The organism is Kolteria novifilia (genome assembly GCA_007748055.1).
Lineage (GTDB): Bacteria > Planctomycetota > Planctomycetia > Kolteriales > Kolteriaceae > Kolteria > Kolteria novifilia.
The window spans coordinates 5,246,616-5,271,186 of record CP036279.1 but is presented as its reverse complement, the minus strand read 5'-3'; the positions used below and the strand labels follow the sequence as shown (position 1 = coordinate 5,271,186).

Below are 24,571 nucleotides of genomic sequence, written 5' to 3'. Positions count from 1 at the left end.
CGTGGTGGGCATGTGGATTCTTCTTCCTCCGCGAGGAGGTGGGGACTGTGCCTGTTGGTCGCATCGTTGATCGTGACGCCCTCGTTGGCGTTGGCGGGCAAAACGGGTCGAGACCGCCAACAAGGGGCGGGAAAGACCGACATCGAGCGGGAGGACCGCCTGTTCGGTTTCGTCAGCCGCATGATGGGCAAGGGCGATGCCGACGAGAAGGAGGTCGATGATCCCGGCGCCGAGCCGAGCATCTCCGACGAATCCGAGGAGAAGCTCGCCCAGGAATCGATCGACGAAGTCGCCGGCGAAGCGGTCGAGATCGAGCAAGAGCCCGTCTTCGACGCGGAGGATGTCCCCGGCGCCGAGCGTGCCTTCAACAGCCACCGACGTCGTCACGGTGCTTCGGTCCGGGAGAACGACAACCGGGTCGCCAAAGGCGTCGGACGCTACCTCGGCTGGATTCCGGGACGCTCCTCGAAGAGCAAGTCGAACGTGCAGACCATCGAACGCGACTCCGGCGGCAAGTACTGGTTCTTCGGCGGCGATGATGACGACAACCCTCGCGCCGAGTATGCCGAGGCCGAACAACTCTTCCGCGACAAGAAGTTCTCCAGCGCCGCGGGCAAGTTCAAGGCGATCGCCAAGAAGTACAAGGATACGCCGATCGAGGAGGACGCCCTCTTCATGCGGGCCGAGTCCGAGTACGCTCGCAAGCGGTTGCCCAAGGCCCAGGACACCTACGTCGCGCTTCTGACCAAGTTCCCGACGACCCGCCACTTGCCGTTGGCGGTCCAGCGTCTCTCGGACATCTCGTACACCTGGCTCGAGGACTCGCGACTGGTCGCGCAGGGAAAGAAGCCCGCCCGCAACAAGTTCTCCCGAACGGTCAACTTCTTCGATCGCAGCCGGCCCTTCCTCGATACCGAGGGACGGGCGCTCGAGGCGATCGAGGCGGTACAGCAGTACGATCCGTTCGGTCCCCAGACCGACGACGCGGTCATGTGGGCGGCGAATCACTCGTTCGTTAACGAGGACTACTTCATCGCGGCGACCTACTACGAGCAGGTGCTGACCGACCAACCCAAGAGCGAGCACGCCGTTCGCGCGGCGGCCCTCGGGGCCAAGTCGTACATGCTCAACTATGCCGGTCCGGACTACGACGGGGCCGACCTCAAGGACGCCCACCGGTTGACGAAAGCGGCCCTGACGCGGTCGCTCGAGCTGACCGCCGAACAACGCGATCGCTTGGAACGTGACCTACGCGCCATCGAACTGGAACTGGCCAAACGCGAGTTCGTGACCGCTCAGCAGTACGAGCGGATGGGCAAGCCGGTCTCGGCCCTTTACTACTACCACCTCGTCAACGACAAGTACCGCACCACCGACTGGGGGGAGCGGGCCCGAACCGAGATCGCCCGGATCGAGGGCGAAGCGAGCCAACCGGGACCGAGCATGATGGGACGCTTGGCGTCCATCCTTCCGGGTGGTTCCTCCAAGGAGGAGGTCGCGGAGGCCCGTCGGGCGGATCAGGAACCGGGCAGCATCGCCGAGGCCGCGGCCGAGGAAGTGCTCGAGAACGCCGCCGACGAGAAGAAGGCGGAGCCGGCCAAACCCTCGCGGGGACTGTCGGTGCCGAATCTCTTCGACGGATTCTGAGCAGAGAGTGCAGGAAGGAATCGCTTGCCGATGGGCATGATGACGGCTCGCACGGATCGAACGATGAACCACTGCTGGCGAGGGGCGCCCCTGGTGTCGCTGTTGCTCGCCGGCACGTTCCTGGTGTGCTCGGGTTGCGGCTACACGACCCGGGGACTCTATCCGCAGAACGTCCGCACCGTCGCGGTGCCGATCTTCACGTCGGATGGGCTGCGGCGTGACTTGGAGTTCCCGCTCACCGAGCGCGTCATGCAGTCGATCGAGAGTCAAACGCCGTTCAAGGTTGTCGACTCCGGGGATGCCGACACGCTCCTGCGGGGTCGCATCACCTCCTTCTTTAAGAGCCCCTACGGTGAGGATGCGTTCGACAATCCTCGTGGTGGCGTGATGAACGTGACGGTCCAGGTGACGTGGATCGACAACACGACCGGCAACGTCATCGCCGAGGGAACGATCAACGCGCCGCAGTCGTTGACGCTCCAGGCGATCGGGGCCTTCGCCATCGACACCGCCCAATCGAACGCGACCGCCGATCAAATCGCGATCGAGAACATCGCCGACCAGATCGTGACCTTGATGCAGAACCCGTGGTGACGGCGAAGGCATTGGCGTCGAGGCGGGTTCGCCTTCGTTGACTCGTCGCTCGCCCTTCTTCCCGACTGCCTCAAGGGTGCCACTGGCTCCTTGTCAGCCAGTATCTGAAGGGTCGACGATGATGTTGCCGAGCGTGTACCACATGCCCACGCGACGCGTGATCCCTTCGAACATGCCCACGCGACGCGTGAGCATGGCACCCAAGAGGCACCCAATACTTACTCAAGACGGATCTTGATGAATCGAAGGCGATCACGACGAGCCGCGACCGCCTAGTTGCTGGCGGGAGACGATCTCTCGCGGACAGTCCGGCAAGGCGTCGAGAAAGAGCCCCCCGTACTGCTTGGTCAAGATCCGCGAGTCGAGCACGACCACTTCGCCGCTGTCGCTCTTGGTGCGGATCAGCCGACCAAATCCCTGCTTGAACTTGATCACCGCTTCCGGAAGGGAATACTCCCGAAACGGATTGCCGCCCCGTTCGCGGATCGCGTCGAGTCGAGCTTCGATGATCGGTCGGTCGGGAACGGAGAAGGGGAGGCGCGTGATGATCACGCTACGCAGTGCGTCGCCGGGAACGTCGACCCCTTGCCAGAAGCTGTCGGTCCCGAAGAGGACCGCTCCCGGCGTCCGGCGAAATTCCTCGAGCATCCGGCCACGCGGCATCCCGTCGGACTGCGAAAAGAGGGGCAAACGCCGATGGGCGAACCAAGCACGAAGCTGCTCGGCGGCGCTTCGCAATGCGCGGTGACTCGTGAAAAGGACGAACGCGTTGCCCTCGGATCGTTCGGTGAAGTAGCGGATCAGCCGTAGCGACTCTTCCTCGAAACGGGCCGATTCGCTCGAGGGATCGGGCATCTGCGAGACGAGGACGAGCCGGGCTTGGTGCTCGTAGTCGAATGGGCTGCCGAGTTCGAGCTCGTTGCCGTCGAGAAAGCCGAGCCGATCGCGCATGAATGCGAGTCCCTGACTGCCGCCGGCGCCCAAGGTCGCGCTGGTGACGATCGGGGTCGGGACGCTCGTCCAGATCTGCTGGTGCAGTCGCGAGCCGACATCGACCGGGGCGCACACCATCGCGATATTGCCGCGCGACCGAGACTCCAGCCAGTAGACGAAGCCGTCGAGCTCTTGTTCGAGCCACGACTGGATCGACTGGCCGAGCGCCTTGCAGCGATTGGAGAGTGCGACGAACTCGATCCGTTCGGTCTCGCGGACGATACTGTCGGCCTGCATCGCGAGCCCACGCCCGAGTTCGAGCAACTGTTCGGTCAGTTGGTTGGCGACGATTCCCTTGGTGCGGACGCGACCGTTCTGCGAACCGTAGCGCAGCAGCCACTCGGCGATCGCGCTGAAGAAGTCCTCGGTCACGTAGCGGACGCGTTGGGAGAGCTCGCGGATCGCGGGGAAGTCGTAGTGGACCGCGACCCCCTTTTGGGTCCGTTCGTTGTAGATGCGATTGAGCGTGTAGGCGATCGAGCGATTGGTGATGGTGAGGCCCATGTGCCCCGCGGCGGACTCCTCGAGCGTGTGACCTTCGTCGAAGATCGCGATCTTGTAGTCGGGGAGGATCGAGACGCCTTGCTCACGCAGGGCCAGGTCGCTGAAGAAGAGGCTGTGGTTGACGACGAGGATATTGGCCCCCCAGACGCGTCGCCGGGCGGAGTAGTAGAAGCACCGCTCGTGTTCGGGGCAAGAGCGTCCCAGGCAGTTGCCGTGATCGCTTTGCACTTCGTCCCAGACGGTCGGCAGGGGCTGAAAGCCGAGGTCGCTGAGGCTTCCGTCGCGCGAGTCCTCGGCCCACTGGCCAATCTGACGAAGCTGCAAGTGGGCTTCTTCCTCGAAGAGCAGTCCGCTCGCTCGTTCCTTGGCGATCTGAAGCCGCCTGAGCGAGATGTAGTTGGAACGGCCCTTGACCAACACGGCGGAGAACTCGTCGGGCCAAAGGCTGCGAAGGAACGGAATGTCCTTCTTGATGAGCTGCTCTTGAAGGCTGATGGTGTTGGTGGAGATAACGACGCGTTTGGAATCTTTGGCCGTCGCGGCGGCGAGGGCGGGGACGAGATAGGCGAAGCTCTTGCCGACCCCGGTGCCGGCTTCGACCATCAGCGGACGCTCGTCGGCGATCGCCTTCTCCACGGCGGTAGCCATCGCCAACTGCTCGGAGCGGGGCTCGTAGCTCTCCAGACGACGCGCGATGCGTCCACCTGGTCCCAGCATCTCCTCGGCCGTTATCATTCGCTTCGCGATCCCATCACGTCCGGCTGCGGATTCCTCGCCAAATCGTTGTTTTAAGAATGAATCGCGTGGAAGACTCGGGGATTCCGTGGCGAATCCCCACCGGCGGGAAGAGATGGGAGCCTTTGCTCCTCGGTCAATCGAAGAGTGACGAGGCCTTTGCTCCTCGGTCAATCGAAGAGTGACGAGGCCTTTGCTCCTCGGTCAATCGAAGAGTGACGAGGCCTTTGGTTTCACGGGGGCGGCTTTGGCGGGAGGACTCGTCGCGGCCGGCGCCGACGGCTTCGCTCGGGGCTTTTTCGGAGAACCCGCGCTCGCGGCGGCCTTCGCGTCGAACTCACCACCGAGGTCCTTGATTCGACTGGTCGCGTCGACCGACCGATTGACCAGATTCTCCTCGAAGGCGGAGTCGGCCAAGTCGACGTCGGAGAAGTTCAGCACGTTCAGTCCGCTGGCGCCGTTCCCCGCGATCTGACAGTTGTCGAGAACGACCGAGGCGTCGTTGCGAACCGTGAGTCCCGAGTCGGCGTTGTCGAGGAACTTGCAGTCCTTGAAGATGACCGCCTCGGCGGGTCCGTAGACCTGGGCGCCGTCAAAGCCGAATCCGTCAAAGGCGAAGTTGCGAACGGTGACGTGCGACGCGTGGATGATCGCCATGCCCGCGCCGCGACGGCACTCGTCGATATCGAGCTTGGAGATGTCGGTCTCGGGCTCGAGGCGGAGGTAGTACCGCCCGAACCAGAAGGCGTGCTCTCCCGGATTGATCGCGGGTTTCGCGCCGTTGATCGGATTGGGAACCGGTTCCTGGAGCTTGCCGTCGATGATGAGCGTTCCGGAGCTATCGCGCGACCCGTGGCGGACGAAGGAGCCGGGGGCGATGCGATCCCACGAGTCGGGGTGAAAGGAGCGTCGGCCGGAAATCGTCGCGCCGCCCCCGTCGATGACGAGCGGTTGCGAGGAGAATCCATGCAGCCTAGCTCCGTGGACGACGACCTGCTCGTCGTAGGGGGAGTCGGTCGGCACGACGACGATGCGGCCGCCGTGCGACGATTGGCGAATCGCGGCGTTGATCGACTTGAGCGGGCCGCTGCCATTGGGCTGACGCTCGGGAGACCGTCCGTTGAACCGGTCGTCGCCGGAGCGATTGTTGACGTAGATCACCTGGGTCGTCGTCCCGTGGGTCTCGTCCGAGGCCGCGAGCAAAAGTAGCCCAATCAACGCAATTGTCATGATTCGTCCCAATTCACACAGATTGGTTCCCATTTCCGGTTAAACCGGCGTTGGCAAGTGAACCTTCACGCTTGTTCGGCGATTTCGCCCGAAGCCGGAGGCCCAAAGAGGCCGAACCTAGGTACGACGGGCAGGCTCGTCCGATCGTCGCCGAATGCGACCTTCCGGAAAGCCCGCTCGTGGTGGAACTGCCCTGTTGGGTTCGTCGTTTCTCCCACGGCTCGGCAACCGTCGTTTTCGCTCGGCGGGCTCGTTGTCGGACGCAGCGTGATTGGCAAGCAACGATCGTATGTTCAGTACCGTTGTCATTTACCGAGATGCCCCGGAACTGTTGCGACGGGCATTACGCAGCGTACAGCGCCAATTGTATCCCCCGAAAGAAGTCATTGTCATCGAATGCGCCCGCCACGGCGACGCTCCCTTCGCGGACTTGACCAAGGGTTGCGATAGCGGCATCGAGATCGTTTGTCTCGAGGCTCTCGGCGCCGATGACGCGGAAGCGCGATGGTTGGGCATTCAGCGAGCCCGGGGCGAACTGATCACGTTCCTGGATGCCCGCGACGAGTTGCTTCCCTCGGCCTACGTGAACATGCTCAACCTCTTCGAGCATCGCCCCAACCTCGAAGTCGCCTACGGCCGATCGGTCGTCCGCCACGAGGGAGGCTGCTTCACGCCCTCCGAAGGGATGTGTCAGCCGCATGGGGATGTGCTCGAGTCGATCGTGAAACGCGATCTGGTGATCTCCCCGTCCACCTTCGTGACGCGCCGTCGCACGCTCATGGAGCGGACGTTCGCCGGCGACGATCCCGTTCGCGACGACTGGCAGGAGTTCCTCGTCCGAACGGCGATGGAAACCTCCTTCGGCTGCGTGCACGAGGATGTCGCTATCGTCGCTCACGACACGCTCTCCTCTCACGGCGACAATCCAGTCGATCACGCTCGATTGCTGGGACGACTCGACGAGATCTTGCGTCGTCAACTCGGCGATCGCGTGGTCGACGAGGCTCGCGCGATCTGCGAGTTCCAAGTCGGAAAGGAATGTTGGCGCAACGGCAACACCGGACGATCCCTCGAACACCTCCGCCGCGCCACAACGCTCGACCAGCACCGTCTTCGCTACTGGCTACTTCGCGGCGTCGTCGGTTCCCGCCACTTGCTTGATCGCCATCTCAAACGAGCTTCGTGACCACTCCCCAAGCGACTCTCAGAGACGCGACGTCAACCCACTCTTGATGTGCGCCCCCATGTTCTTGGGGCCGAGATAGATGTCCCAGATCGTCTTGGAGAACTTCTCGTTGGGAATGAGCGTTCGCCCGCTCTTGCCCATGCTGATCTCCAAGCCGATGCCCGGGCGATGGATGATCCAAACGTTGTCCCCTTGCTTGACCGAACGCGAGGTCATGAAGTCGACCAACTGCTTGACCTCCCGATCGAACCCGCGGGGGTAGTTGGCCCGGATGGATCTCTTCACCGCCTGGGCCATCGTCGATCCGGCGACGTTGCGTTCCAGGACCAAGTGCAGCGCCTTGGGCTCGTTGATCGAGGCCAACTCGTCGGCGGAACGGACCTGCGAGTCCTTGGTGACGTAGCTTCCCATCGCATAGACGTTGAAGACGAGCTTCGTCCGGGTGGCGGTTCCGGTCAGGTCGAGCGGCATCGGTTGATCGCCGATGTTGAGCGAGACCTGGGCCGGAAAGGAGACTTGACTTCCCGGAGCCGGCACACGTTGTTGCGCCATCGCGATGGTAGCCGTCATTCCCAAAAGCATCAATGCGGTCGTTCGCACGCGTCACCTCCCCTTGGAATTGAAATGTTGCTCGGTCGGCTCCCAATATGAGCACGTTTCGTACCACGTATCGCTGCCGTGGGAAAACGGTACAACCTCGATTCGGCGGGATTGCGTACTTCGGCGCTCTTGTGACCATTGGGAGACTGGGGGGAATGCCCGGCCCGCTGGTCGCGAAAGGAGCCGGGGCGGCGATGAGAGGCAGAAAGAAGGGGCGACGTGACCTAGCCGGCCGCGACGATGCGGGCTTCGCGTGGAACTCCCCAACGGTTCACCTGCCAAACCTCCCCACTGACGACATCCATGGCGCTGAGCCAGCCGTGTCCGTGGCAGAAGGTATCGAGACAGATCACGTGTCCAAGGTCCAGAATATCCCCACGGCGCTGTTCGGTATGTCCACACAACGCCGTCTTCCCGGACATGTGCGGTCCGGGATAGGGTTCTTCCAGCAGCGACCATCGCAGGGCGTATGCCGGCTGCTCGGCGAGCGGCAAATCGGGTTCGTAGCGGGCGTGGACGAAGAAGTGACGATCGCTCTCGGCGAAGTCCTGACAACGGCGGACAAACGCGATGTGTTCGTCGGGAACCGTCGAGATTCGGGCCCCAAAACGGTAGGAAATAAGCGTCGCGGCTCCGCCGGCTTCCTCCCAGACGCGCAGCGCACGCTCACTCTCGAGGGCCGCGAGAAACATCTCTTCGTGGTTGCCCATCAGGCACGTCAGGTTCGTCGTCGCTTCGAGCGCGATCAAGCGATCGATCACTGCGGCGCTGTCGCGTCCCTGGTCGATGAAATCGCCGAGGACGATGATCTGGTCGTCGTGTGTCGGCGCGATCAACTCCAGGAGCGTCTCGAGGGCGTGGATGCAACCGTGGATGTCGCCGATCGCGATGATGCGACGCGGACCTTTGTCACCGTCGCGGGCGACCTTCTGGGGAGACAGGACTCCGCTCGACATGGATCGTCGTCTCCTATGAGTGAATGATACGGTACCCCAACGGGAGATCGACACGCGATCGGTCCATCCCTCGGGAACGGCGTCGAATTGCTTGGCAAGAGTCTCGGCGGGTACGTTCCTGATCGCGTGGAACACGCGCGACGTACCACCAGGCCCTCATTCAGTCTATACCAGTACGTCAAACAGCGTGTGGGTAGTTGGGCCCACTTGTTGAGGCGGGATCGAGAAGTGACAGGAAAAAATTACAAACGGTTCTCCCCGGCGGGCGAGTTTTCCAGCGGCGCCAGGGATCCTGGGAGAGGGGCGTTTCGTCTTCTGACTGGTTGAGTCATGGCCAGGAGAAACATGGGGAAAGTCCCACGCTCGGCGTGGGCATGCGGGAAACGATAATGAATTGGAAAGCTCCCCCGCAACAGGGGCGAGCGTGGGTTTGTGTCGCGAGCTTGCCGATCGGGAACACTAGGCTCCGTCTCAAAACTCGGCTCTGGCTTCGACTCGCTGCATCGGCACGGGACTTTGTCGGGCTGCATCGACGAAATCCAGCGGATTCGCCTGCTTCGCCCTCCTCGACCCGCACCGATTGGCTGAGTCTCGGGCCGACGACCTACTTTTTGAAACGAAGCCTAGTGGTTCATCTATCCTAGGATTTCGGGTTGGTTGATTGCTTCTGTTCGAGGAAACTTGCTGCTTCCTGGAAAGCACGGAGGTTTCCCAATGAACAAGAAGTACATCGTTCGCCTCACGGAAGAGGAACGCGCAACTTGTCACGCGGTCATCAAGAAGCTCAAAGGCTCCTCCCAGAAGGTTCGACGGGCACAAATGCTCTTGAAGACAGACGCCAACGGTCCGGCGTGGACGGATGAGAGAATTGCCGAGGCTTTTGGTTGTCGTGTCCAGACCGTTGAGAATCTACGCAAACGCCTAGTCACCGAGAGTTTTGCGTTGGCATTGGATGGAATGAGACGCGAGAAGCCACCGACTCCGCCGAAGCTCGACGGGCAGGCCGAAGCAAGACTAATCGCCATGCGTCTGGGAGAGCCGCCCAAGGGATACGGCAAGTGGACGCTGCAACTGCTTGCCGATCAATTGGTTAAACTAGAGGTAGTGGAATCCATTTGTCCCGAGACCGTTCGCAAGACGCTAAAAAAAATCGCATGACCAAGCGTATGATCGACTATTGGGTGATCCCCCCCGAGAACGACGCTGAGTTCGTCGCTTGCATGGAGGAAGTCCTCGAAACCTATGAAAGACCCTACGATGCAGACCATCCGGTCATTTGCATGGACGAGCAACCGGTCCAGCTGATCAAAGAAACAAGGCAGCCGATTGAAGCTGCCAAGGACCATCCCAAGCGAGTCGATTACGAGTATGAACGAAACGGAACGGCGAGCATCTTCATGTTCAGCGAGCCGCTTTCAGGTTTTCGCCAAGCGACGGCCAGGTCGCAACGCACCAAGGTTGATTGGGCGCAAGAGGTCGCGCAACTGCTCGACACTCGCTACGCCGATTGCCAGCAAGTGACGCTGGTTCTCGACAACCTAAACACCCACACCAAGGGAGCGTTCTACGAGTTGTTTGAGCCTGCCGTGGCACGTGCCTATGTCAAGCGAATCACGTTCGTCTACACTCCGAAGCATGGGAGCTGGCTAAACGTCGCCGAATGCGAACTGAGCGCGATGACACGACAGTGTCTGACCGGTCGACGCGTCGGCGAACTCGACGAATTACGAGACGAAATCGGGGCTTGGTCCGATCAGACCAACCAGAAGCAGCGCGGCGTCGACTGGCAACTACAAATCGACGAAGCACGCACCAAACTGGCCCGACTCTACCCAAAAATTAAATTAAGAATGGATGATGCACTAGTGCACGGGTCCATCGAAGTCTTGGGGGGCCACTGGCTGCTTATCAGCCAGTGACAAAGCGTTTGGGTTGCACGAACGCCAATCTCAAGTGGGATCAGAACACTAGGGAAGAGGGGCCCGGCGACGCCAAACGGGAACTTCATACAGCGACCGGCACGCCAACCCCGCCAGCGCGGTCAATCCGAGGGTTCCGAGCATGATGAGCAGCAGAAGGGCAATCGGGTGCATCGCTCCGGCTCCGTCCTTGATGTTGTTGGCGGTTGGTTGAACCACCTCTATCCGTTGATCGTGATTTCGAGCTCGCGAGCGGACATGCAGCTCTGGCGCGAGCCTGATCGGTTGGCCGAGCATTCCCCGGCCCCATCCCTCATCGGCCAAGTGCGCCGCGCTCATTTAGCGTCCTTCGCAAGGACTGGCACTCTTCCGGCAAACTCGAGGTGAGGCCGTGACGGCCATGGAAGCTGGTCGAGGGGTGCAAGCAGGGCGAACTGTCGGCGGCGGGGCGACCGTGGAAAACCCTGCGGGAAGATCACGCGCCGGCCGGAGAATCGTTCGAATCGCTACCGCCACGCCAGCGTCGCCAAGGCCCCCAAGGAAACAAGGAGCCGATTCGATAGCATCACCCCGAGGACGCAAATCGTGAGGAGGCCGACGACGCCCATGCCGGAACGATTCGACGCCAACGACGAGAAGCCCCCCGCCACGTCGAGCGAGCGCTGGATGCTCGTTGTCTTCTCGCTGATCCTCCTCGGTTTCTTCGTCGCCGACATCGCGGTCAATTTTCAACCGATCAAGCTGACCGCTCTGCTCTTTCTCCTTTTCTGGATGCCGCTGGTGGCGCTTCACGAGGCCGCCCACGCCGTCGTCGCGCACGCGCTCGGGTGGCGTGTCCTCAAAACGGTCGTCGGCATGGGAAGTGTCCTTGGGCAATGGACCATTGGAGGGACCTCGGTCGAACTGCGCATGATCCCGCTGGTCGGGTTCGTCCGCACCGTGCCAACCCGCATTCGCCAGCCCAACGTCGAGAACGCGTTGATCTACTTCGCGGGCCCGGGCGTCGAGTTGCTGCTAGTGGCGGTGATCTACGCGATCCTGGGCGCGGACCTGTTGCGATCGTCGACGGACGCATGGGTCATCACGCTCCAGAGTTTGGCGTTGGCGGCGACGGTGGGGGGAGTGCTCAACCTCATCCCGATGCCCGTCCGCGAAGGGGATCGTTCGATTCCCAACGACGGTTTGGGCATCATCCTGAGCTTGCTGACGCCTCGCGAGCAGTTTGAAGAGATGATGAAGCACCGCGACGAGGAAGCGATCTCCGAGGGACGTCGCTCTTGCCGGGTCGGTCGCTTCCCGTAAATAATGACCGAAGAGTCAATAAATCGGGGTCGATTTCGCGAAGGAGTGAGCCGATGCGATCGTTTCTCATGACGTCTCTCTTGGGTGTTGGACTGGTGGCGGTCGGTGGTGGAGTGCCCGCGGCGGCGCAGGAGGCTTCCTCGGGCGATGCGTCGCTCCAGCAGCAGCTCCAGACGCTGAAGCAGCAAGCTGGCAAGCGCATGCCCCCGGAAGTCCTCAAGGCCTTCAAGGATGGCGTCGACAAGGTTCGCGCCACCGGCATCGAGAAAAATGCCAAGAGAGCGGGTGATGCCGCTCCCGACTTCGAGCTGACCAACGCCGCCGGCGAGAAGGTCCGGCTCTCCGAACAGCTCAAGAAGGGCCCGGTCGTGTTGCAGTGGTACCGCGGCGGTTGGTGCCCATACTGCAACTTGCAACTGCGTGCGATGCAGAAGGCGCTGCCCGAATTCGAAGAGCAAGGCGCGACGCTGATCGCGATCTCGCCGCAACTGCCTGACAAGTCGCTCTCGACCAAGGAGAAGCAGGAACTCCAGTTCGACGTCGTCAGCGATTTGGGCAACAAAGTCGCCGAGGACTACGGCATCGTCTTCAAGCTGCCCGAGGACGTCGCGACGATTTACGACAAGTTCGTCAAGCTCCAGGAGCAGAACGGCGACGACTCCAACGAACTGCCACTCCCGGCGACCTACGTGATCGGTCAAGATGGGAAGATCCATCACGCCTATCTGAACGCCGACTACAGCGCGCGGGCCGAGCCGGCCGACGTCGTGGATGCGGTCAAGGAACTCAAAAAGGGTTCGAGCAAGTAGTGCTTTGCCAGATCCAAGAGTTCGGGTGGTACTGGCTGCTGGTCAGCCAGTGAGAAGTGATCGTTGGTTCACAACCCGAAATCGAGCGTTTGACGCGGCACGAGGCATCGTTTCCAAAGTAGATCGCTTGCCCGAGGCTCAGCGAGTTGGTGCGGGAAGAGAAGGGCGAAGCAGGCGAGTCCGCTGGATTCGTCGATGCAGACCGACAAAGTCCCGCGCCGACGTAGCCAGCCGAAGCTAGAGCCGACTTTTGAGACGATGCCTAGTCGGGGAGCAGGGTGGGGCTTGACCCACCACAACCACCTTGAGGTAGGGAAACGGCGGCATGGCCAACTACGTCGAGCGGCACTCCCTCATCGGAAAACGGGCGCTCGTCACGGGAGCCTCTCGTGGCTTGGGCGCCCAGATCGCGACCCTCTTCGCCGAGGCCGGCGCCGATGTCGCCCTCGTCGCCCGTGATGAAGAAGGCCTCCACCAGACCAAAGCGACGGTGGAGGCTGGGGGCCGCCAGGCATTGGTGATCGCCGCCGATCTCGGCACGACGGAAGGTCCGCGCGAAGCGGCGTCCACGGCGCTCGAGCACTTCGGCGCGATCGACATCCTCGTCAACAACGCGGGCATCGTTCACCTCGAATCGCTACGCGAGGCGACGATCGACCATTGGGACGAGACGATGGCGATCAACCTGAGGGCTCCCTTTCTTCTCGCACGCGAGTTGGCTCCGAGGATGATCGAACAAGGGAGTGGCAAGATTGTCAGCATCTCGTCGGTCGCGGGTGTTCGTGGGTTGCCGAACCATGGCGCCTATTGCGCCTCCAAGGGTGGACTACAGATGCTCAACGCGGTGATGGTCGCCGAGTGGTCCCGTCACAACATCCAAGCCAACGTCATCGCCCCGACGGTTGTGATGACCGACATGGGCAAGCAGGTCTGGAGCGACCCCGCGAAGAGTGGTCCAATGCTCGATCGGATTCCGATGGGGCGTTTCGGCGAGCCGGTCGAGATCGCCGACTTGGCACTCTTTCTCGCGTCGCCCGCTTCGGACTTCGTTTGCGGTCAAGTCATCGAGATCGACGGCGGCATCACCCAGACGCTCGGCAACGCCACGTAGGGGAACGGCTCCAACCAAGGTTGGCCGTTTGCAATTGGAGGCTTGCCCTTCTTTGCCAGCGTCCGGCCTTGCCGAACGAGAGCAACAACGACATCTCCCTTGTCCAAGGGGAGTCACCAACGACATCCCCCCTTGTCCAAGGGGTGAGCCTCATTTTCCCCCCCTTGTCCAAGGGGTGAGCCTCATTTTCCCCCCCTTGTCCAAGGGGTGAGCCTCATTTTTCCCCCCTTGTCCAAGGGGGGAAAGAGGGGGGGTCGGTCTCGTCGGTAGGTTCATCTCTCGATGGGCGACGCAGGGAGTGAGATGGTGAATCCCCTTCCACCGATAAGCCAAGCTCGGCAAATTCGTTCCGTAGGTCAATCTGGGTTCGTGAAGGGAGCAAGATTCCCGAACCGATGGTCGAGAGCGACTGCCAGATGATCGCAACTTCCGCAGTGTCTGAGTTCAGCCGCGAAGCGGCGCCGGTCACTAGCCAGGGGTGAAACCCCTGGAATGGAGAGGATTCGGATCGAGCCCCGAAGGGGCGACGGTAGTCTCGTCAATCTGGGTTCGTGAAGGGAGCAAGATTCCCGAACCGATGGTCGAGAGCGACTGCCAGATGATCGCAACTTCCGCAGTGTCTGAGTTCAGCCGCGAAGCGGCGCCGGTCACTAGCCAGGGGTGAAACCCCTGGAATGGAGAGGATTCGGATCGAGCCCCGAAGGGGCGACGGTAGTCCTATCTCCCCGGCCGAACCCACCAGGGTTGGCGCCCTTGGTTTGACAACGGGGGAGCGAGAAGACCCCCTCTATCTCCCCCTTGGACAAGGGGGAGCAGAAGTGCGTCTACCTCAAGAGCGAGGCGGGTTCGGCGTGCTTGAGTGAGCGCAGCGCGATCAACCCGGAGAAGAGCGACATCGTCAGCGTCACGACGATGGTGCTCGTGATCAGCCAAGTCGGCAGCGTGGCGTGCGTTCCCAAACGACGAGCCAGTTGAGCCAACGCGTACGCGACCGGCCCGGAGGTCACCAGGCCGAGAATCCCGACGATGATCGCCTGCTGTAGTACGTAGACCGAGATCCGCCAACCGGGGATGCCGAGGGCTCGAAGCACCGCGAGTTCCCGGATCGAAGCGACGGTCGCCGCGTAGAGCGTCTGGCTCGTCACCGACGCGCCGACGGCGAGTCCCAAGAGAGCGACGAAGCCGATCGCGATCCCCGCCTTGGTCTTCGTCAACCAGTGCATCTTCGACCGGGTGGAAAACCGCTCGGCCTCGAAGGCGGTGAAGTCGGGAAAGGCGGCGTTGAGTTCATCGATCACTTGATCGACTTTGGTCGGATCCTTGACGGTCGCGAGCAAGTACGTCGTCTTGTCCTCGGGCATCCGCAGGATCATGCGGGCGGTGCTGAGCGAACAGAGCAGGTAGGGGCCGGAGATGCTCCCCATGTCGGGGACGAAGCCGACGATGCGAAGCCGGCGTCCGAACGACTCGCCGGTCGAACCGAGTTCGCTCGCCTCGAGCCGGTCGGCGTCGTTTCGGTCGACGACGATCGAGCCCGGTTCGGTCAAGTAGACGAGTTCCTCCGGATCGAGCTGGTCGACCGGGCCGATGCTCTCGGGTGAGACGTTCGTTCCCATCACGATCGCCAGTTCGTTCTGTCCGCTGGTGGTCGTCCAAAAGGTGAAGGACTGAACGTACTCGTTGACGGTTTCGATGTTGGGGTTGGCCCAGACGTACTCGGCGTAGCGCGTCGGGATGGGCCGGCCAAGGTCGACCGAGAGGGTGTCCTTGTAGCCAATCCAGATCTGGGCTTTGGAATTGACGATCGGAACGCTGACCACGCCAATGAGTCCCAGGAGGATGCCGGTCTGCAGTGCGATCAAGACCGCACTGAAGGCGACGGCGACGATGCCCGGGATGAAGCGTTTACGTTCGAACCAAATCGTGCGCAGCGCGTACTGCATGACACTCCACGTCGAAGCGAGGGGTTATTTCTTCGTGCTCGTTCCGCCGCGAGGGCTGCTTCCGGCCAGCGTTTCGGCATCAGGCGTCCAGAGTTCGACCCGCATCTTCATGCCGATACGGACCTCGGGCTGGTTGTCGTCGAGCGTGACGATGCACTCGAGCGTTCGTGCGTCGTCGGTTTGGAACAGATCGGGTAGGATCGTCCGTTTCGGCCCGATCCAGTCAGAGACGCGGGTGAGGGTCCCGGTCCAACTCGCGTTGCGATTGTCGTCGTCGAAGACTTCCGCCTTCATGCCAGTGTGAACGCGGTTGGCGAACTCTTGATTGACTTGCACCCGAACGATCCGCTTGCCGTCGGGGCAGAACCAGATGTTCGGTTGCGTTTGATTCTTCCCGAGGATCTGGCCGACGGAGACTTGCACCCGGAGGATCGCTCCGTCCTCGGGAGCGGTCAGTGTCTGGTTGTCCAAGTTGACTTGGGCGAGGGTCACGTTCGCGTCGGCGGCCGAGAGAGCGGCCTCGGCCAGGGAGACCTTGTCCTCGGGGTTGAGGAGCCGGAGCTGCTTGAGCTTCAGTTCCTCGGCGCGGGTGGCCGACTCGAGCTGGCGAAGCTGCGACTTGGCCCCGTTGTAGTTCTCCTGGCTGAAGGCTTCGTCCTTGACGAGGTTCTTAAGCTTCTCGACTTGGCTTGCTTGCGCGTCCTGCTGGGCTTGCGCGGCGATGATCGCTTGTTGCTGCAATTCGACAAGCAGTCCGTGATTCGCGGGGGCCTGCTTGGCCTCGGAGAGTTGAACCTTCGCTTCGGTCACGGCGGCTTTGGCCCGGAGCAGGGTCGCTTTGGCGGCGTCAATATTGAGCTGGACCAGCGGATCGCCTTTTTTGACCTGCTGGCCTTCCCTGACAAAGATTTTCTCGACTTGGCCGATCGAGGGGACGTTCAGCGGAGTCGTTCCCGCGAGCACGTCGACGTTTCCAAAGGCGACGACGCGGATGTTCTTGGCCGAGGGAGGACCCGGCGCGTTGGAATCGGGATTGTTGGGAGCGTAGCGACCACCCGATTGGTTGTCGGCGCGAGCGGTTTGGGCGACGAAGGAGCGAATGTCCTCGGAGCGTGAGAGGCCGAAGGAGATGGCCGCGACGCCGGCAATTCCGGCGACGAGAAAGAGTTTCGAGGCGTTGCGCATGCGCCATGCATCCTTCATGCTGAGCGTTGTTCCGTTGTCGGAGGCGAACGAGATTCGTCGTCCGAGTCCGTTGCCGACCCTTGCGGCGTCGGTCGTTGCCGACCCTTGCGGCGTCGGTTCGTTGCCGACCCTTGCGGCGTCGGCGCTAGGTCCCGACGCTCGGAGCATCGGGGGGATCCGACGTGTTCGCGTCAGATCGCGGGTGTGGGTTCGTCGCCGTCCCAGAGTTTGCCGTCTTCGAGATTCAGCACTCGATCGGCAAGAGGTATCAACCGCGGATCGTGAGAAACGACCAGAATCGTCGCGTCGCGTTTGTGAGCCGCTTCGTGGAGCAGGTCGACCACTTGGCGACCATGCTCCCAGTCCAGGGCCGAGGTCGGCTCGTCGGCGAAGACCAACGAGGGTTCCTTGACCAATGCTCGAGCGACCGCCACGCGCTGCTTTTCTCCTCCAGAAAGCTCCGCGGGCCGCAAATGTGCCTTATCACGAAGGTCGAGTGAAGCAAGCGTTTGAAGCGCCATCGAGGCTGCCTGCTTCTTTGGGACATTGCCGCCCCATTGTAACACGATCTCTAATTGCTGCTGCGCCGTTAGGGCCGGAAAGAGGTTGTATCCCTGGAAGATGAACCCGCAATACCGGCGCCGAAAGGCTTCGCGCTGGTAATCGGACATCTTCCAAATATCGGCATCAAGCGCAGAGACACGACCCTCGTCTGGGTGAAGAAGCCCCGAGAGAATCGCCAAGAGGGTCGACTTGCCCGAACCGGAAGGGCCCATGAGCAACGTCATTTGGCCCGCTTCGAGGGTGATCGAAACGCCTCGAACCGCGATGGTTCGCAGGTCCCCCGTTCCGAATCCCCGAATGATGTTATCCGCCTCGATCGTTACCGGCACCAATGGTTCCTTTCGCGATCCCTCTCGAGGGAGAAGGCTTGGGGGGACAAGGTTGCGTCGAACTTCCGTTCCGCGGGCGCCCAACGTCATGGACCGAAAGACGTTAGTAGGATTCTCCGGCCCAGGAACAGCCGTCACGATTGATTCACACGTACCAGTGTCGGACAAGGACTCCAGGGCGGAACTCCAGCGTCGGCTAAACGCCGATCGGCTGGACCGACCTGGTCGCTTGCGGGTCCCATGTCGGCAGTCCGCAGAGCCCCCCGCCTAAATAAGTATGATGCCAGAGCTGGGTTGCCATCACTGCCGTGAGTCCCATCTCAAGAGAGAGCCGAGTTCCCCGTCGTATTCGGTAACTTCGGTAGGTCTTGCGGTAACGCAACACCTTTTCTACATCGAATAGTCCCGTTCGTTTGAGCGATTCCTCGCTAAGCAGCTCGTCGACGTAGCTAGGCGGATCGAGCAGGAAGGTATCGGCCAGCGGAGCCCGGAACATCGCTTTGCGACGATGGACCACCGAGTCGGGCAAGATCCCCTCGCCCATGCGGCGCAAGAGATACTTGTCCCGGGTTAGGCCGCGAAGCTTCCATCGCGGATGGACCTTCGCCAGGAACTCGACGACCTTCTCGTCGAGGAACGGATAGCGAGTCTCGACCGAGTTGGCCATCGCGACGCGGTCGCCCTTGTGATTGATCAGGAGCCCGGGCAGGATCGTCTTGTAGCCGAGGTAGAGCGACTGGTTCAGCGGATGCCAACGCTTCATCCGTTCGCGGTTGATCTCGAGATCCTCGAACGCCAGATGGCCGTCGAGTCGTTCGATCATCTCCCGGGAGTAGAAAAAGTGACGACCCTGGCCGATGAGCATGTAGAAGTCGGCCTGGGCTTGGGGGCCGCCGAGGAGTCGTTTGAACTCCTTGAACTCTCTCCACGAGCCGTCGCCGTTGATCCACTTCATGACGCTGTAGCGAATCGCGTCACTGGGGCAGGTGCAGCCGACGTCGAGCAAGCGAATGAGTCGGTTGACCTTGAACCACGGGTAGCCGGCAAGGGCCTCGTCGGCCCCCTCGCCGGTGAGGGCGACTTTGTAGCCCTGTTTTCGGACTTCGCCCGCCAAGCGGTAGAGGGTCGCGCACGCGGTGTCGACGACGGGGGAGTCGGCGGCCTGCACCAGAAGAGGGTAGGTATCGTAGATCGCCTGGCTATCGCAACGCGCGATCGTCGGGTTGCAGCCGATCGCCTTGGCGTTGAGCAGAGCGGCTTTCGTCTCGTCGAAGCGCGGATCGGCAATCTGAACGGTGAAGCTCGGGATCGGCGAGCCGAGGATCTTGGAACTCATCGACGCGACGGTCGCCGAGTCGATGCCGCCACTTAAATAGCTGACGACGGGGACATCGGCTCGCAGCCGGATCTCGGTCGCTTCGCGAAACTTGTCGCGGAACTCCTCGACGAGATTGGGCGATTCGTACTCGTCTCCCTGGTCGGGGAAGTCGAGATCCCAGTAGATGTGCTCGCTGATGTCGGCCGGCTGATCGTTTTCCCGGAACTGAATCTTGACGAAACTGCCGGGAAGTAGCGCGCTGATGTCCTTGAAGACGGTGCGTCGGGTCGGGATGCCGAACATCGTCATGATGTGGTCGATGCCGCGAGGGTCGACCTCGGGCGCGACCTCGCCGGAGGCTAGGATCGCCTTGACCTCGGAACCGAAGTAGAGCCGGTCGCCGCGTTTGGCCCAGTGCAGCGGGCAGATCCCGACGCGATCGCGGGCGAGCACGAGCAGTCGCCGCTTCATGTCGTAGATCGCAATGCCGTATTGGCCCCGGAGGGTCGCGAACATCTCCTCGCCGAGTTCCTCCCAGAGATGGACCAGGATTTCGGTGTCGCAGGAGGTGCGGAAGGTGTGGCCGCGTTTGATCAGTTCCTCGCGGCGCTCGACGTAGTCGAACAGTTCGCCGTTGAAGACGACGACGACGCTCTTATCCTCGTTGAAGATTGGTTGCTGACCGTCGGCGAGACCGACGATGCTGAGGCGGCGATTGGTCAGCGCCATGCCGTGGTCGATGTAGTAACCGTCCTCATCGGGACCGCGGTGGAAGATCGCTTGAGCCATCCGTTCGATGATGCTTCGCTCGACGGGCTGCTGCCCCTTGAGTTCGACGACGCCAGCGATTCCACACATCGATGATCAACTCCCAATGAAACGACGCTGAGTCCGAGAGGAACCGATGCGCCTTCGGGCCGACTCGCGGGCGAGGGCATCGCGTTCGCCCAAAGTATTCCCAGCGTTTGGGGATTCGGCAAGGAAACGGGACGCGTTGGGAGCGATTCGTGACACATTCCGTCGATTCAGACGACGTTTCTTTCCAAAAAGGCGCCGAAACGCTCCCTTTTCCGGTTCTAACGGCCAAATCCCATCAAGAATGTGGTTGCCTAGATTGCCTAGCTTTCGGCCGGGCACTCCGGCCTTGGCCTCGCGACGCCACTAGTCAATCGTCGACGTCTGGCTCGCGCGGCTTCATACGAACCATTGCCCCTCTTCGGGAACGCGTCGTGAGCGGCTCTTCTCAGCGTCGGATAGCTTGTACCCGCAGACTCTGGGCCGCTTGGGGCGTTGGGGGACTCGCGGGAATCGCGGCCCAATTGCTCTCGCGCGGGCTGCTCGCGCACTTCCCGTTCGACGGCTCCGCGGCGGAATCGCCGATAGTGGGCGGCTCGCTAGTGATCCTGAGTCACCTGGGCAGTTCGATGCTGATTCGTCGCTATCTTGGCGGCAGGACGCTCGTCGGCGAAGCGATCGCTTGCGGCGTTCGTCTACTTTCGCGGGCGAACATCTCGTGCCGCGTCAGCGTTTGTCGCTCGAGCTGTTGATTCTCCAACGTTTTGCCGCTGGCGGATTGACGGCCAGATCCGCCGGTTTTGACCGAGTCTAGTGGGCCATCGATGCGGCGGGAGTTGGTGCGGTCCATGTCGGCAAATCGCACAGCCCGCCCCCGAGGAAGAGGTGGTGCCAGAGCTGAATGCCCATCACGCCGGTGAGTCCCATCTCGAGCGTGAGCCGCCTGCCCGATCCCCAGCCGTAGGTCTGGTAGCTGTTGCGGTACTCCAGGACACTTTTGGGGTCGAAGTAGCCGGTCCGACGAAGTGACTCCTCGCTGAGCAGTTGATTGGCGAACGCGGGCGGATTCTCGAAGAACGTGTTGGCGAAGGGGGCTCGGAACATCGCTTTGGGGCGATCGGCGATCTCCGGGGGAAGCATCCGCGAGGCGAAGAGTCGCAGCAAGTGCTTGTCGCGCCGCAGTCCTTTCAGTTTGTAGCGAGGATGAAGCCGTGAACAGAAGGAGATGACCTCTTCGTCCAGGAAGGGAAACCGTGCCTCGATCGAGTTGTGCATCGCCGGCCGGTCGCCCTTGTGGTTCATCAGCAGCCCAGGGAGCATGACCTTGTAGCCGAGATAGAGCGACTGGTTGAGCGGATGCCAACGCTTGATGCGTCCCAGGTTCATCGGGATATCTTCGTAAGCGATATGCCCATTGAGTTGCTCGAACATGTCGCTGGAGTAGAAGCGACTGCGCGAGAGACTGACCAAGCCGTAAAGGTCGAGCGCCGCGTGGGGGCCTCCGACGATCGATTGGATCCGTTGGGCGTTGGCCCAGGGGATGTGCTTGGCGGTGAGCCGGAGATAGGCGCGTCGGACCAGATTGCTCGGCTTGATGCGCTGACCATCAAGGAAGTTGAGCAAGCGGTTGGTCTTGAACCAGGGATAGCCCGCGAAGGCTTCGTCGGCTCCCTCGCCGGTGATCGTCGCTTTGTAGCCCTGACGGCGGACTTCGCCCGCGAGGCAATAAAGCGCGGCGCAGGAAGTGTCCATCACCGGGCTTTCCGAGGCGAGGACGAGTTTCGGGTAGGCCGCGGCGATCTCTTCGCTGCCGCAGGTAAGGATTGTCGGGTCGGCGCCGATCGTGCGAGCCGCGAGCAGGGCGCGGTCGGTTTCGTCGAGACCGGGCGTCGGAATGCGGATGGTGAACGCGGGGACCGCGGCACCACGGATCTTCGCGGCGGTCGCCATCACCGTGGTCGAGTCGACCCCGCCACTGAGATAGCCCACGACCGGAACGTCGGCTCGCAGTCGTTGGTCGACCGCTCGGAAGAAGATTTCGCTAAACTCGTCCACCAAGCGGTTGTCGTCGCGCGGGTCGTATTCCTCGCCGCGATCGGGGAAGTCGAGTTCCCAGTGAATGTGCTCGCGGATCTCGGCGGGTCCATCGCCGGCGAGCGAGATCTTCAAATAACTTCCCGGCAAAACCGCACTGATCTCCTTGAAGGCGGTACGCCGGGTTCCCATCGCGAAAAAGGTCATGATGTGATCGAGGCCGCGGGGATCGGCTTCGGGCGTGACCTCGCCGGAGGCGAGAATCGACTTGATCTCCGAACCGAAGTAGAGCCGGTTGCCGCGCTTGGCCCAGTGGAGCGGGCAGATGCCGATGCGGTCGCGACCGAGGATCAGGATCTTCTGACGCCGGTCGTAGAGGGCGAACGCGTACTGACCGCGGAGGTGGTCGAAGAGTCCTTCGCCGAACTCCTCCCAGAGATGCACGAGTAGTTCGGTGTCGCAGTTGGTGCGGAACACGTGACCGCGGTCTTCGAGCCAGGCTCGTTTCTCGGGGTAGTCAAAGAACTCGCCGTTGAAGACGACCCCGATCGATTCGTCCTCGTTGAAGATCGGTTGGCGGCCGTCGGCGAGACCGACGATGCTCAAGCGTCGATTGGCGAGGGCGAGGTTCGGTTCGACGAGAAAGCCGTCTTCGTCGGGGCCGCGATGCTCGATCGCCTCGGCCATGCGTTCGATCATGTCGACCTCGATGGGCCGATCACCTTCCAAATTGACAAAGCCGGCAATTCCACACACGATTCGTCATCCTTTCCACGCGTGGGCCGCGAATTATCGCTTCACCCAGGCTTCCTATCTTACCTAGTATTGGCGATAGAGAGACCCCAGTGAGTCGCTTCCGCGACGAAGCAGGTCAATCGGTGCCCGCCAGAGCGGAGTATCCATTACGACCGGTTCACGGGGCCGATCTTCTGCTTGGCACGGTGATTGCGTCGAGTGTCGACCAGGGAGTCTGGGGACGACGATCGCGGGATCAACGCGATCGCCCGCCGGGAGACTTGGCTCGAGGCCAAGGGCGGCGAAGAATTTCCAGGAGCCACCGTCGTTCGGCAGTATCTTGGGCCCTCGCACCGGAAGTCGCGGGGAACACGAGTTAACCCACGGGGATGATGGAAGACGGTCCGCCGCGTGGTTTCTTTCGACACAAGTGACCTCATGGGAACCGCTCGGTCAGGATTGAAGCTGAAAAGTCGCGAGTTGCATCGGCGGATCGCTCCGCTGCGCGAGCCGGACAACATCACCAACTTCGGCTACTTACTCGTCGACTATTTGACGCTCGCCGCGATTGTGCTCTTCACGATCGCGTTTCACGAGAACCGGATCGTTCACGGGATGCACTGGCTATGGGACGTCCCGGTGGTCCTCTTGGCGATCGTGGCGATCGGCGGCGTTCAACATCGATTCGCGGGTCTCGGTCATGAAGCCTCGCACTACGTGCTCTTTAGGAACCGTTGGCTCAACGAACTCGCGTCCGACTTCCTCTGCATGTTTCCCATACTCGCGACAACGCATCAATATCGCTTGGTGCACCTCGCCCACCACCAATTCACCAACGATTGGGAGCGGGATCCCGATCTGGCGAACATCGGCCGTTCGAAGATGATGGATCGGTTCCCGATGTCGCGGAGCGATTTTGTCTTCAACTACTACTTCCGCTTCTTTCTGCCGACGTTTCTGCTCGTGTACCTGTGGGATGTGCTCCAACTCTCCGTTCTTGGCGGCGGGCGCAATCCCTACGCCGACCGGGGCAAGGCGAAGCAGGAAGTCGTGGTCAATATCCGGCTGACATCGGTCCTCGGCGTGCTCTACGTCGTCAGTCTGATCGTTGTCCTGGGGATTATCAATGCCTACTCCCCATCTTCCTGGCTCCTGGCGCTGGTGCCGGCCGTTTTCTTGCTCGTGGGGACGGGCGCCGCTTGGCTCTTTCCCGAGCGGGCCTTTTTCGTCGCGCCGATCAAGTCGGTCTCTTCGAGCAAGGTGACCGCGTGCATGCGGCTCGCTTATATGACGGGGCTGGTGTCCGCGTTCGCGTGGCTCGGCTATCTCACGGGTAGGAATTGGGGTGGGTGGCTCGTCCTGTTGTGGTACGTGCCTTTGGTGACCTCGTTCGCGTACTTCATGTTGCTGCGCGATGTCTACCAGCACGCCAACGCCGATCGGGGACGCCTGACCAACTCGCGTGTCTTTTTCTGCGACCCGCTCACGCGCTGGGCGGTCTTCGTCTACGGGCAGGACATCCACCTGACCCATCACCTTTTCCCCGCGGTGCCGCACTACCGCTTGCGGGAGTTGCACGAGACGTTGCGTCGTTACTGCCCGGAGTACGCGGAGAAGGTCGTCGAGTGCGAGGGGACCTTCGCGAACGAATCGGGTCGGCCGAGCATTCTCGACGTGGTGACGCCCGGGCCGCGTTCGGGATCGCGGGGAGGTGTCCGCGTGAGTTCCTCGAACCGAGGGCTCTCGGAGCGGTCACTTCGGAACTCGACACTGGTCCGCTAGTGTCCTAGCTGGTTCATTCATTGCCAAAGAGACCTTTGGGTGCCATGCCCGCGCGCCGTGGCCATGCGGGAACCGCTTGTGATGGGGCAATCTTCCGCACGGGATGAAGATTTAGCTTTCATGAAGCGAACCTACCAATCAGCACATTGGGTCGCGATGGCGCAAGTCCGAGTTGTTCCTCCCGGTTTCCCATCGTGAGGGAGCGTGCCGAATCAATGGACGCTCGCGCGAGCGTCATCCTTCCAAGCATGCCCACGACGAGCGTCATCCTTCCAAGCATGCCCACGCAAGCGTCATCCC

General features: G+C 61.7%; 20 protein-coding genes. 10 read left to right on the top strand and 10 right to left on the bottom strand.

Annotation, left to right across the window (positions count from 1 at the left end):
* Window positions 1-54: 54 nt before the first annotated feature.
* Together Pan216_RS19315 and lptE are read left to right on the top strand one after the other, a co-directional pair.
* Window positions 55-1,647 carry a hypothetical protein gene (locus Pan216_RS19315; protein WP_145260452.1) on the top strand — a complete coding sequence of 531 codons (1,593 nt, stop codon included), beginning with the start codon at window positions 55-57 and terminating at the stop codon, window positions 1,645-1,647.
* A 30-nt stretch (window positions 1,648-1,677) separates the two neighbouring features.
* Complete coding sequence (gene lptE / locus Pan216_RS19310) at window positions 1,678-2,241, top strand: LPS assembly lipoprotein LptE (RefSeq protein ID WP_145260450.1); 564 nt, start codon at window positions 1,678-1,680, stop codon at window positions 2,239-2,241.
* Between the two features lie 252 nt (window positions 2,242-2,493).
* Here lptE and Pan216_RS19305 read toward each other — a convergent pair whose 3' ends face one another.
* Both Pan216_RS19305 and Pan216_RS19300 read right to left on the bottom strand, forming a co-directional pair.
* Entirely contained in the window at window positions 2,494-4,473 is a 1,980-nt protein-coding gene (locus Pan216_RS19305) for an ATP-dependent DNA helicase (RefSeq protein WP_419192738.1), read from the bottom strand.
* Window positions 4,474-4,677: 204 nt separating this feature from the next.
* Complete coding sequence (locus tag Pan216_RS19300) at window positions 4,678-5,703, bottom strand: right-handed parallel beta-helix repeat-containing protein (protein ID WP_419192737.1); 1,026 nt, start codon at window positions 5,701-5,703, stop codon at window positions 4,678-4,680.
* Window positions 5,704-5,992: 289 nt separating this feature from the next.
* Between Pan216_RS19300 and Pan216_RS19295 the strand changes: the two genes are divergently transcribed.
* Window positions 5,993-6,889 carry a glycosyltransferase family A protein gene (locus Pan216_RS19295; RefSeq protein WP_145260446.1) on the top strand — a complete coding sequence of 299 codons (897 nt, stop codon included), beginning with the start codon at window positions 5,993-5,995 and terminating at the stop codon, window positions 6,887-6,889.
* Window positions 6,890-6,907: 18 nt separating this feature from the next.
* Here the strand turns inward: Pan216_RS19295 and Pan216_RS19290 are convergent, their stop codons facing one another.
* Both Pan216_RS19290 and Pan216_RS19285 read right to left on the bottom strand, forming a co-directional pair.
* Window positions 6,908-7,489 carry a chalcone isomerase family protein gene (locus tag Pan216_RS19290; protein ID WP_145260444.1) on the bottom strand — a complete coding sequence of 194 codons (582 nt, stop codon included), beginning with the start codon at window positions 7,487-7,489 and terminating at the stop codon, window positions 6,908-6,910.
* Window positions 7,490-7,713: 224 nt separating this feature from the next.
* Window positions 7,714-8,445 carry a metallophosphoesterase family protein gene (locus tag Pan216_RS19285; RefSeq protein ID WP_145260442.1) on the bottom strand — a complete coding sequence of 244 codons (732 nt, stop codon included), beginning with the start codon at window positions 8,443-8,445 and terminating at the stop codon, window positions 7,714-7,716.
* Between the two features lie 714 nt (window positions 8,446-9,159).
* On the opposite strand from Pan216_RS19285, the gene Pan216_RS19280 reads away from it, so the two are divergent.
* Both Pan216_RS19280 and Pan216_RS19275 read left to right on the top strand, forming a co-directional pair.
* Window positions 9,160-9,603, top strand: a complete 444-nt coding sequence (locus Pan216_RS19280) for a helix-turn-helix domain-containing protein (RefSeq protein ID WP_145254025.1) — start codon at window positions 9,160-9,162, stop codon at window positions 9,601-9,603.
* Window positions 9,600-10,364, top strand: coding sequence for an IS630 family transposase (locus tag Pan216_RS19275; protein WP_145260441.1), 765 nt, complete (start codon window positions 9,600-9,602; stop codon window positions 10,362-10,364). The genes Pan216_RS19280 and Pan216_RS19275 overlap by 4 nt, the downstream gene beginning before the upstream one ends.
* Before the next feature lie 48 nt (window positions 10,365-10,412).
* On the opposite strand, the gene Pan216_RS19270 is transcribed toward Pan216_RS19275, so the two are convergent.
* Window positions 10,413-10,703 carry a hypothetical protein gene (locus Pan216_RS19270; protein ID WP_145260439.1) on the bottom strand — a complete coding sequence of 97 codons (291 nt, stop codon included), beginning with the start codon at window positions 10,701-10,703 and terminating at the stop codon, window positions 10,413-10,415.
* Between the two features lie 267 nt (window positions 10,704-10,970).
* Between Pan216_RS19270 and Pan216_RS19265 the strand changes: the two genes are divergently transcribed.
* The 3 genes from Pan216_RS19265 (at window position 10,971) to Pan216_RS19255 (ending at window position 13,586) form a co-directional block, all read left to right on the top strand.
* Entirely contained in the window at window positions 10,971-11,666 is a 696-nt protein-coding gene (locus Pan216_RS19265) for a site-2 protease family protein (protein ID WP_145260437.1), read from the top strand.
* 53 nt (window positions 11,667-11,719) lie between these two features.
* Window positions 11,720-12,475, top strand: a complete 756-nt coding sequence (locus Pan216_RS19260) for a peroxiredoxin-like family protein (RefSeq protein WP_419192736.1) — start codon at window positions 11,720-11,722, stop codon at window positions 12,473-12,475.
* A 325-nt stretch (window positions 12,476-12,800) separates the two neighbouring features.
* Window positions 12,801-13,586 (top strand): SDR family NAD(P)-dependent oxidoreductase, encoded by a 786-nt coding sequence (locus tag Pan216_RS19255; RefSeq protein ID WP_145260435.1) that lies wholly within the window; start codon window positions 12,801-12,803, stop codon window positions 13,584-13,586.
* Window positions 13,587-14,410: 824 nt separating this feature from the next.
* Here Pan216_RS19255 and Pan216_RS19250 read toward each other — a convergent pair.
* The 4 genes from Pan216_RS19250 to asnB (Pan216_RS19235) form a co-directional block, all read right to left on the bottom strand.
* Window positions 14,411-15,529, bottom strand: coding sequence for an ABC transporter permease (locus tag Pan216_RS19250; RefSeq protein ID WP_145260433.1), 1,119 nt, complete (start codon window positions 15,527-15,529; stop codon window positions 14,411-14,413).
* Window positions 15,530-15,553: 24 nt separating this feature from the next.
* Entirely contained in the window at window positions 15,554-16,714 is a 1,161-nt protein-coding gene (locus tag Pan216_RS19245; protein WP_419192735.1) for an HlyD family secretion protein, read from the bottom strand.
* Between the two features lie 191 nt (window positions 16,715-16,905).
* Window positions 16,906-17,607: an ABC transporter ATP-binding protein gene (locus Pan216_RS19240; RefSeq protein WP_419192734.1), complete on the bottom strand. Its 702-nt coding sequence runs from the start codon at window positions 17,605-17,607 to the stop codon at window positions 16,906-16,908.
* A 196-nt stretch (window positions 17,608-17,803) separates the two neighbouring features.
* Window positions 17,804-19,783, bottom strand: a complete 1,980-nt coding sequence (asnB, locus tag Pan216_RS19235; protein ID WP_145260428.1) for an asparagine synthase (glutamine-hydrolyzing) — start codon at window positions 19,781-19,783, stop codon at window positions 17,804-17,806.
* 371 nt (window positions 19,784-20,154) lie between these two features.
* Here asnB (Pan216_RS19235) and Pan216_RS19230 point away from each other — a divergent pair, with 371 nt between their 5' ends.
* A complete protein-coding gene (locus Pan216_RS19230; RefSeq protein ID WP_145260426.1) occupies window positions 20,155-20,472 on the top strand; it encodes a hypothetical protein in 318 nt (105 codons plus the stop codon).
* A gap of 58 nt (window positions 20,473-20,530) precedes the next feature.
* Here the strand turns inward: Pan216_RS19230 and asnB (Pan216_RS19225) are convergent, their stop codons facing one another.
* The gene (gene asnB / locus Pan216_RS19225; RefSeq protein WP_145260424.1) at window positions 20,531-22,510 is read right to left on the bottom strand and encodes an asparagine synthase (glutamine-hydrolyzing); all 1,980 of its coding nucleotides are present in this window, start codon (window positions 22,508-22,510) and stop codon (window positions 20,531-20,533) included.
* 438 nt (window positions 22,511-22,948) lie between these two features.
* Here asnB (Pan216_RS19225) and Pan216_RS19220 point away from each other — a divergent pair, with 438 nt between their 5' ends.
* Complete coding sequence (locus Pan216_RS19220) at window positions 22,949-24,271, top strand: fatty acid desaturase family protein (RefSeq protein ID WP_419192733.1); 1,323 nt, start codon at window positions 22,949-22,951, stop codon at window positions 24,269-24,271.
* Window positions 24,272-24,571 lie beyond the last annotated feature (300 nt).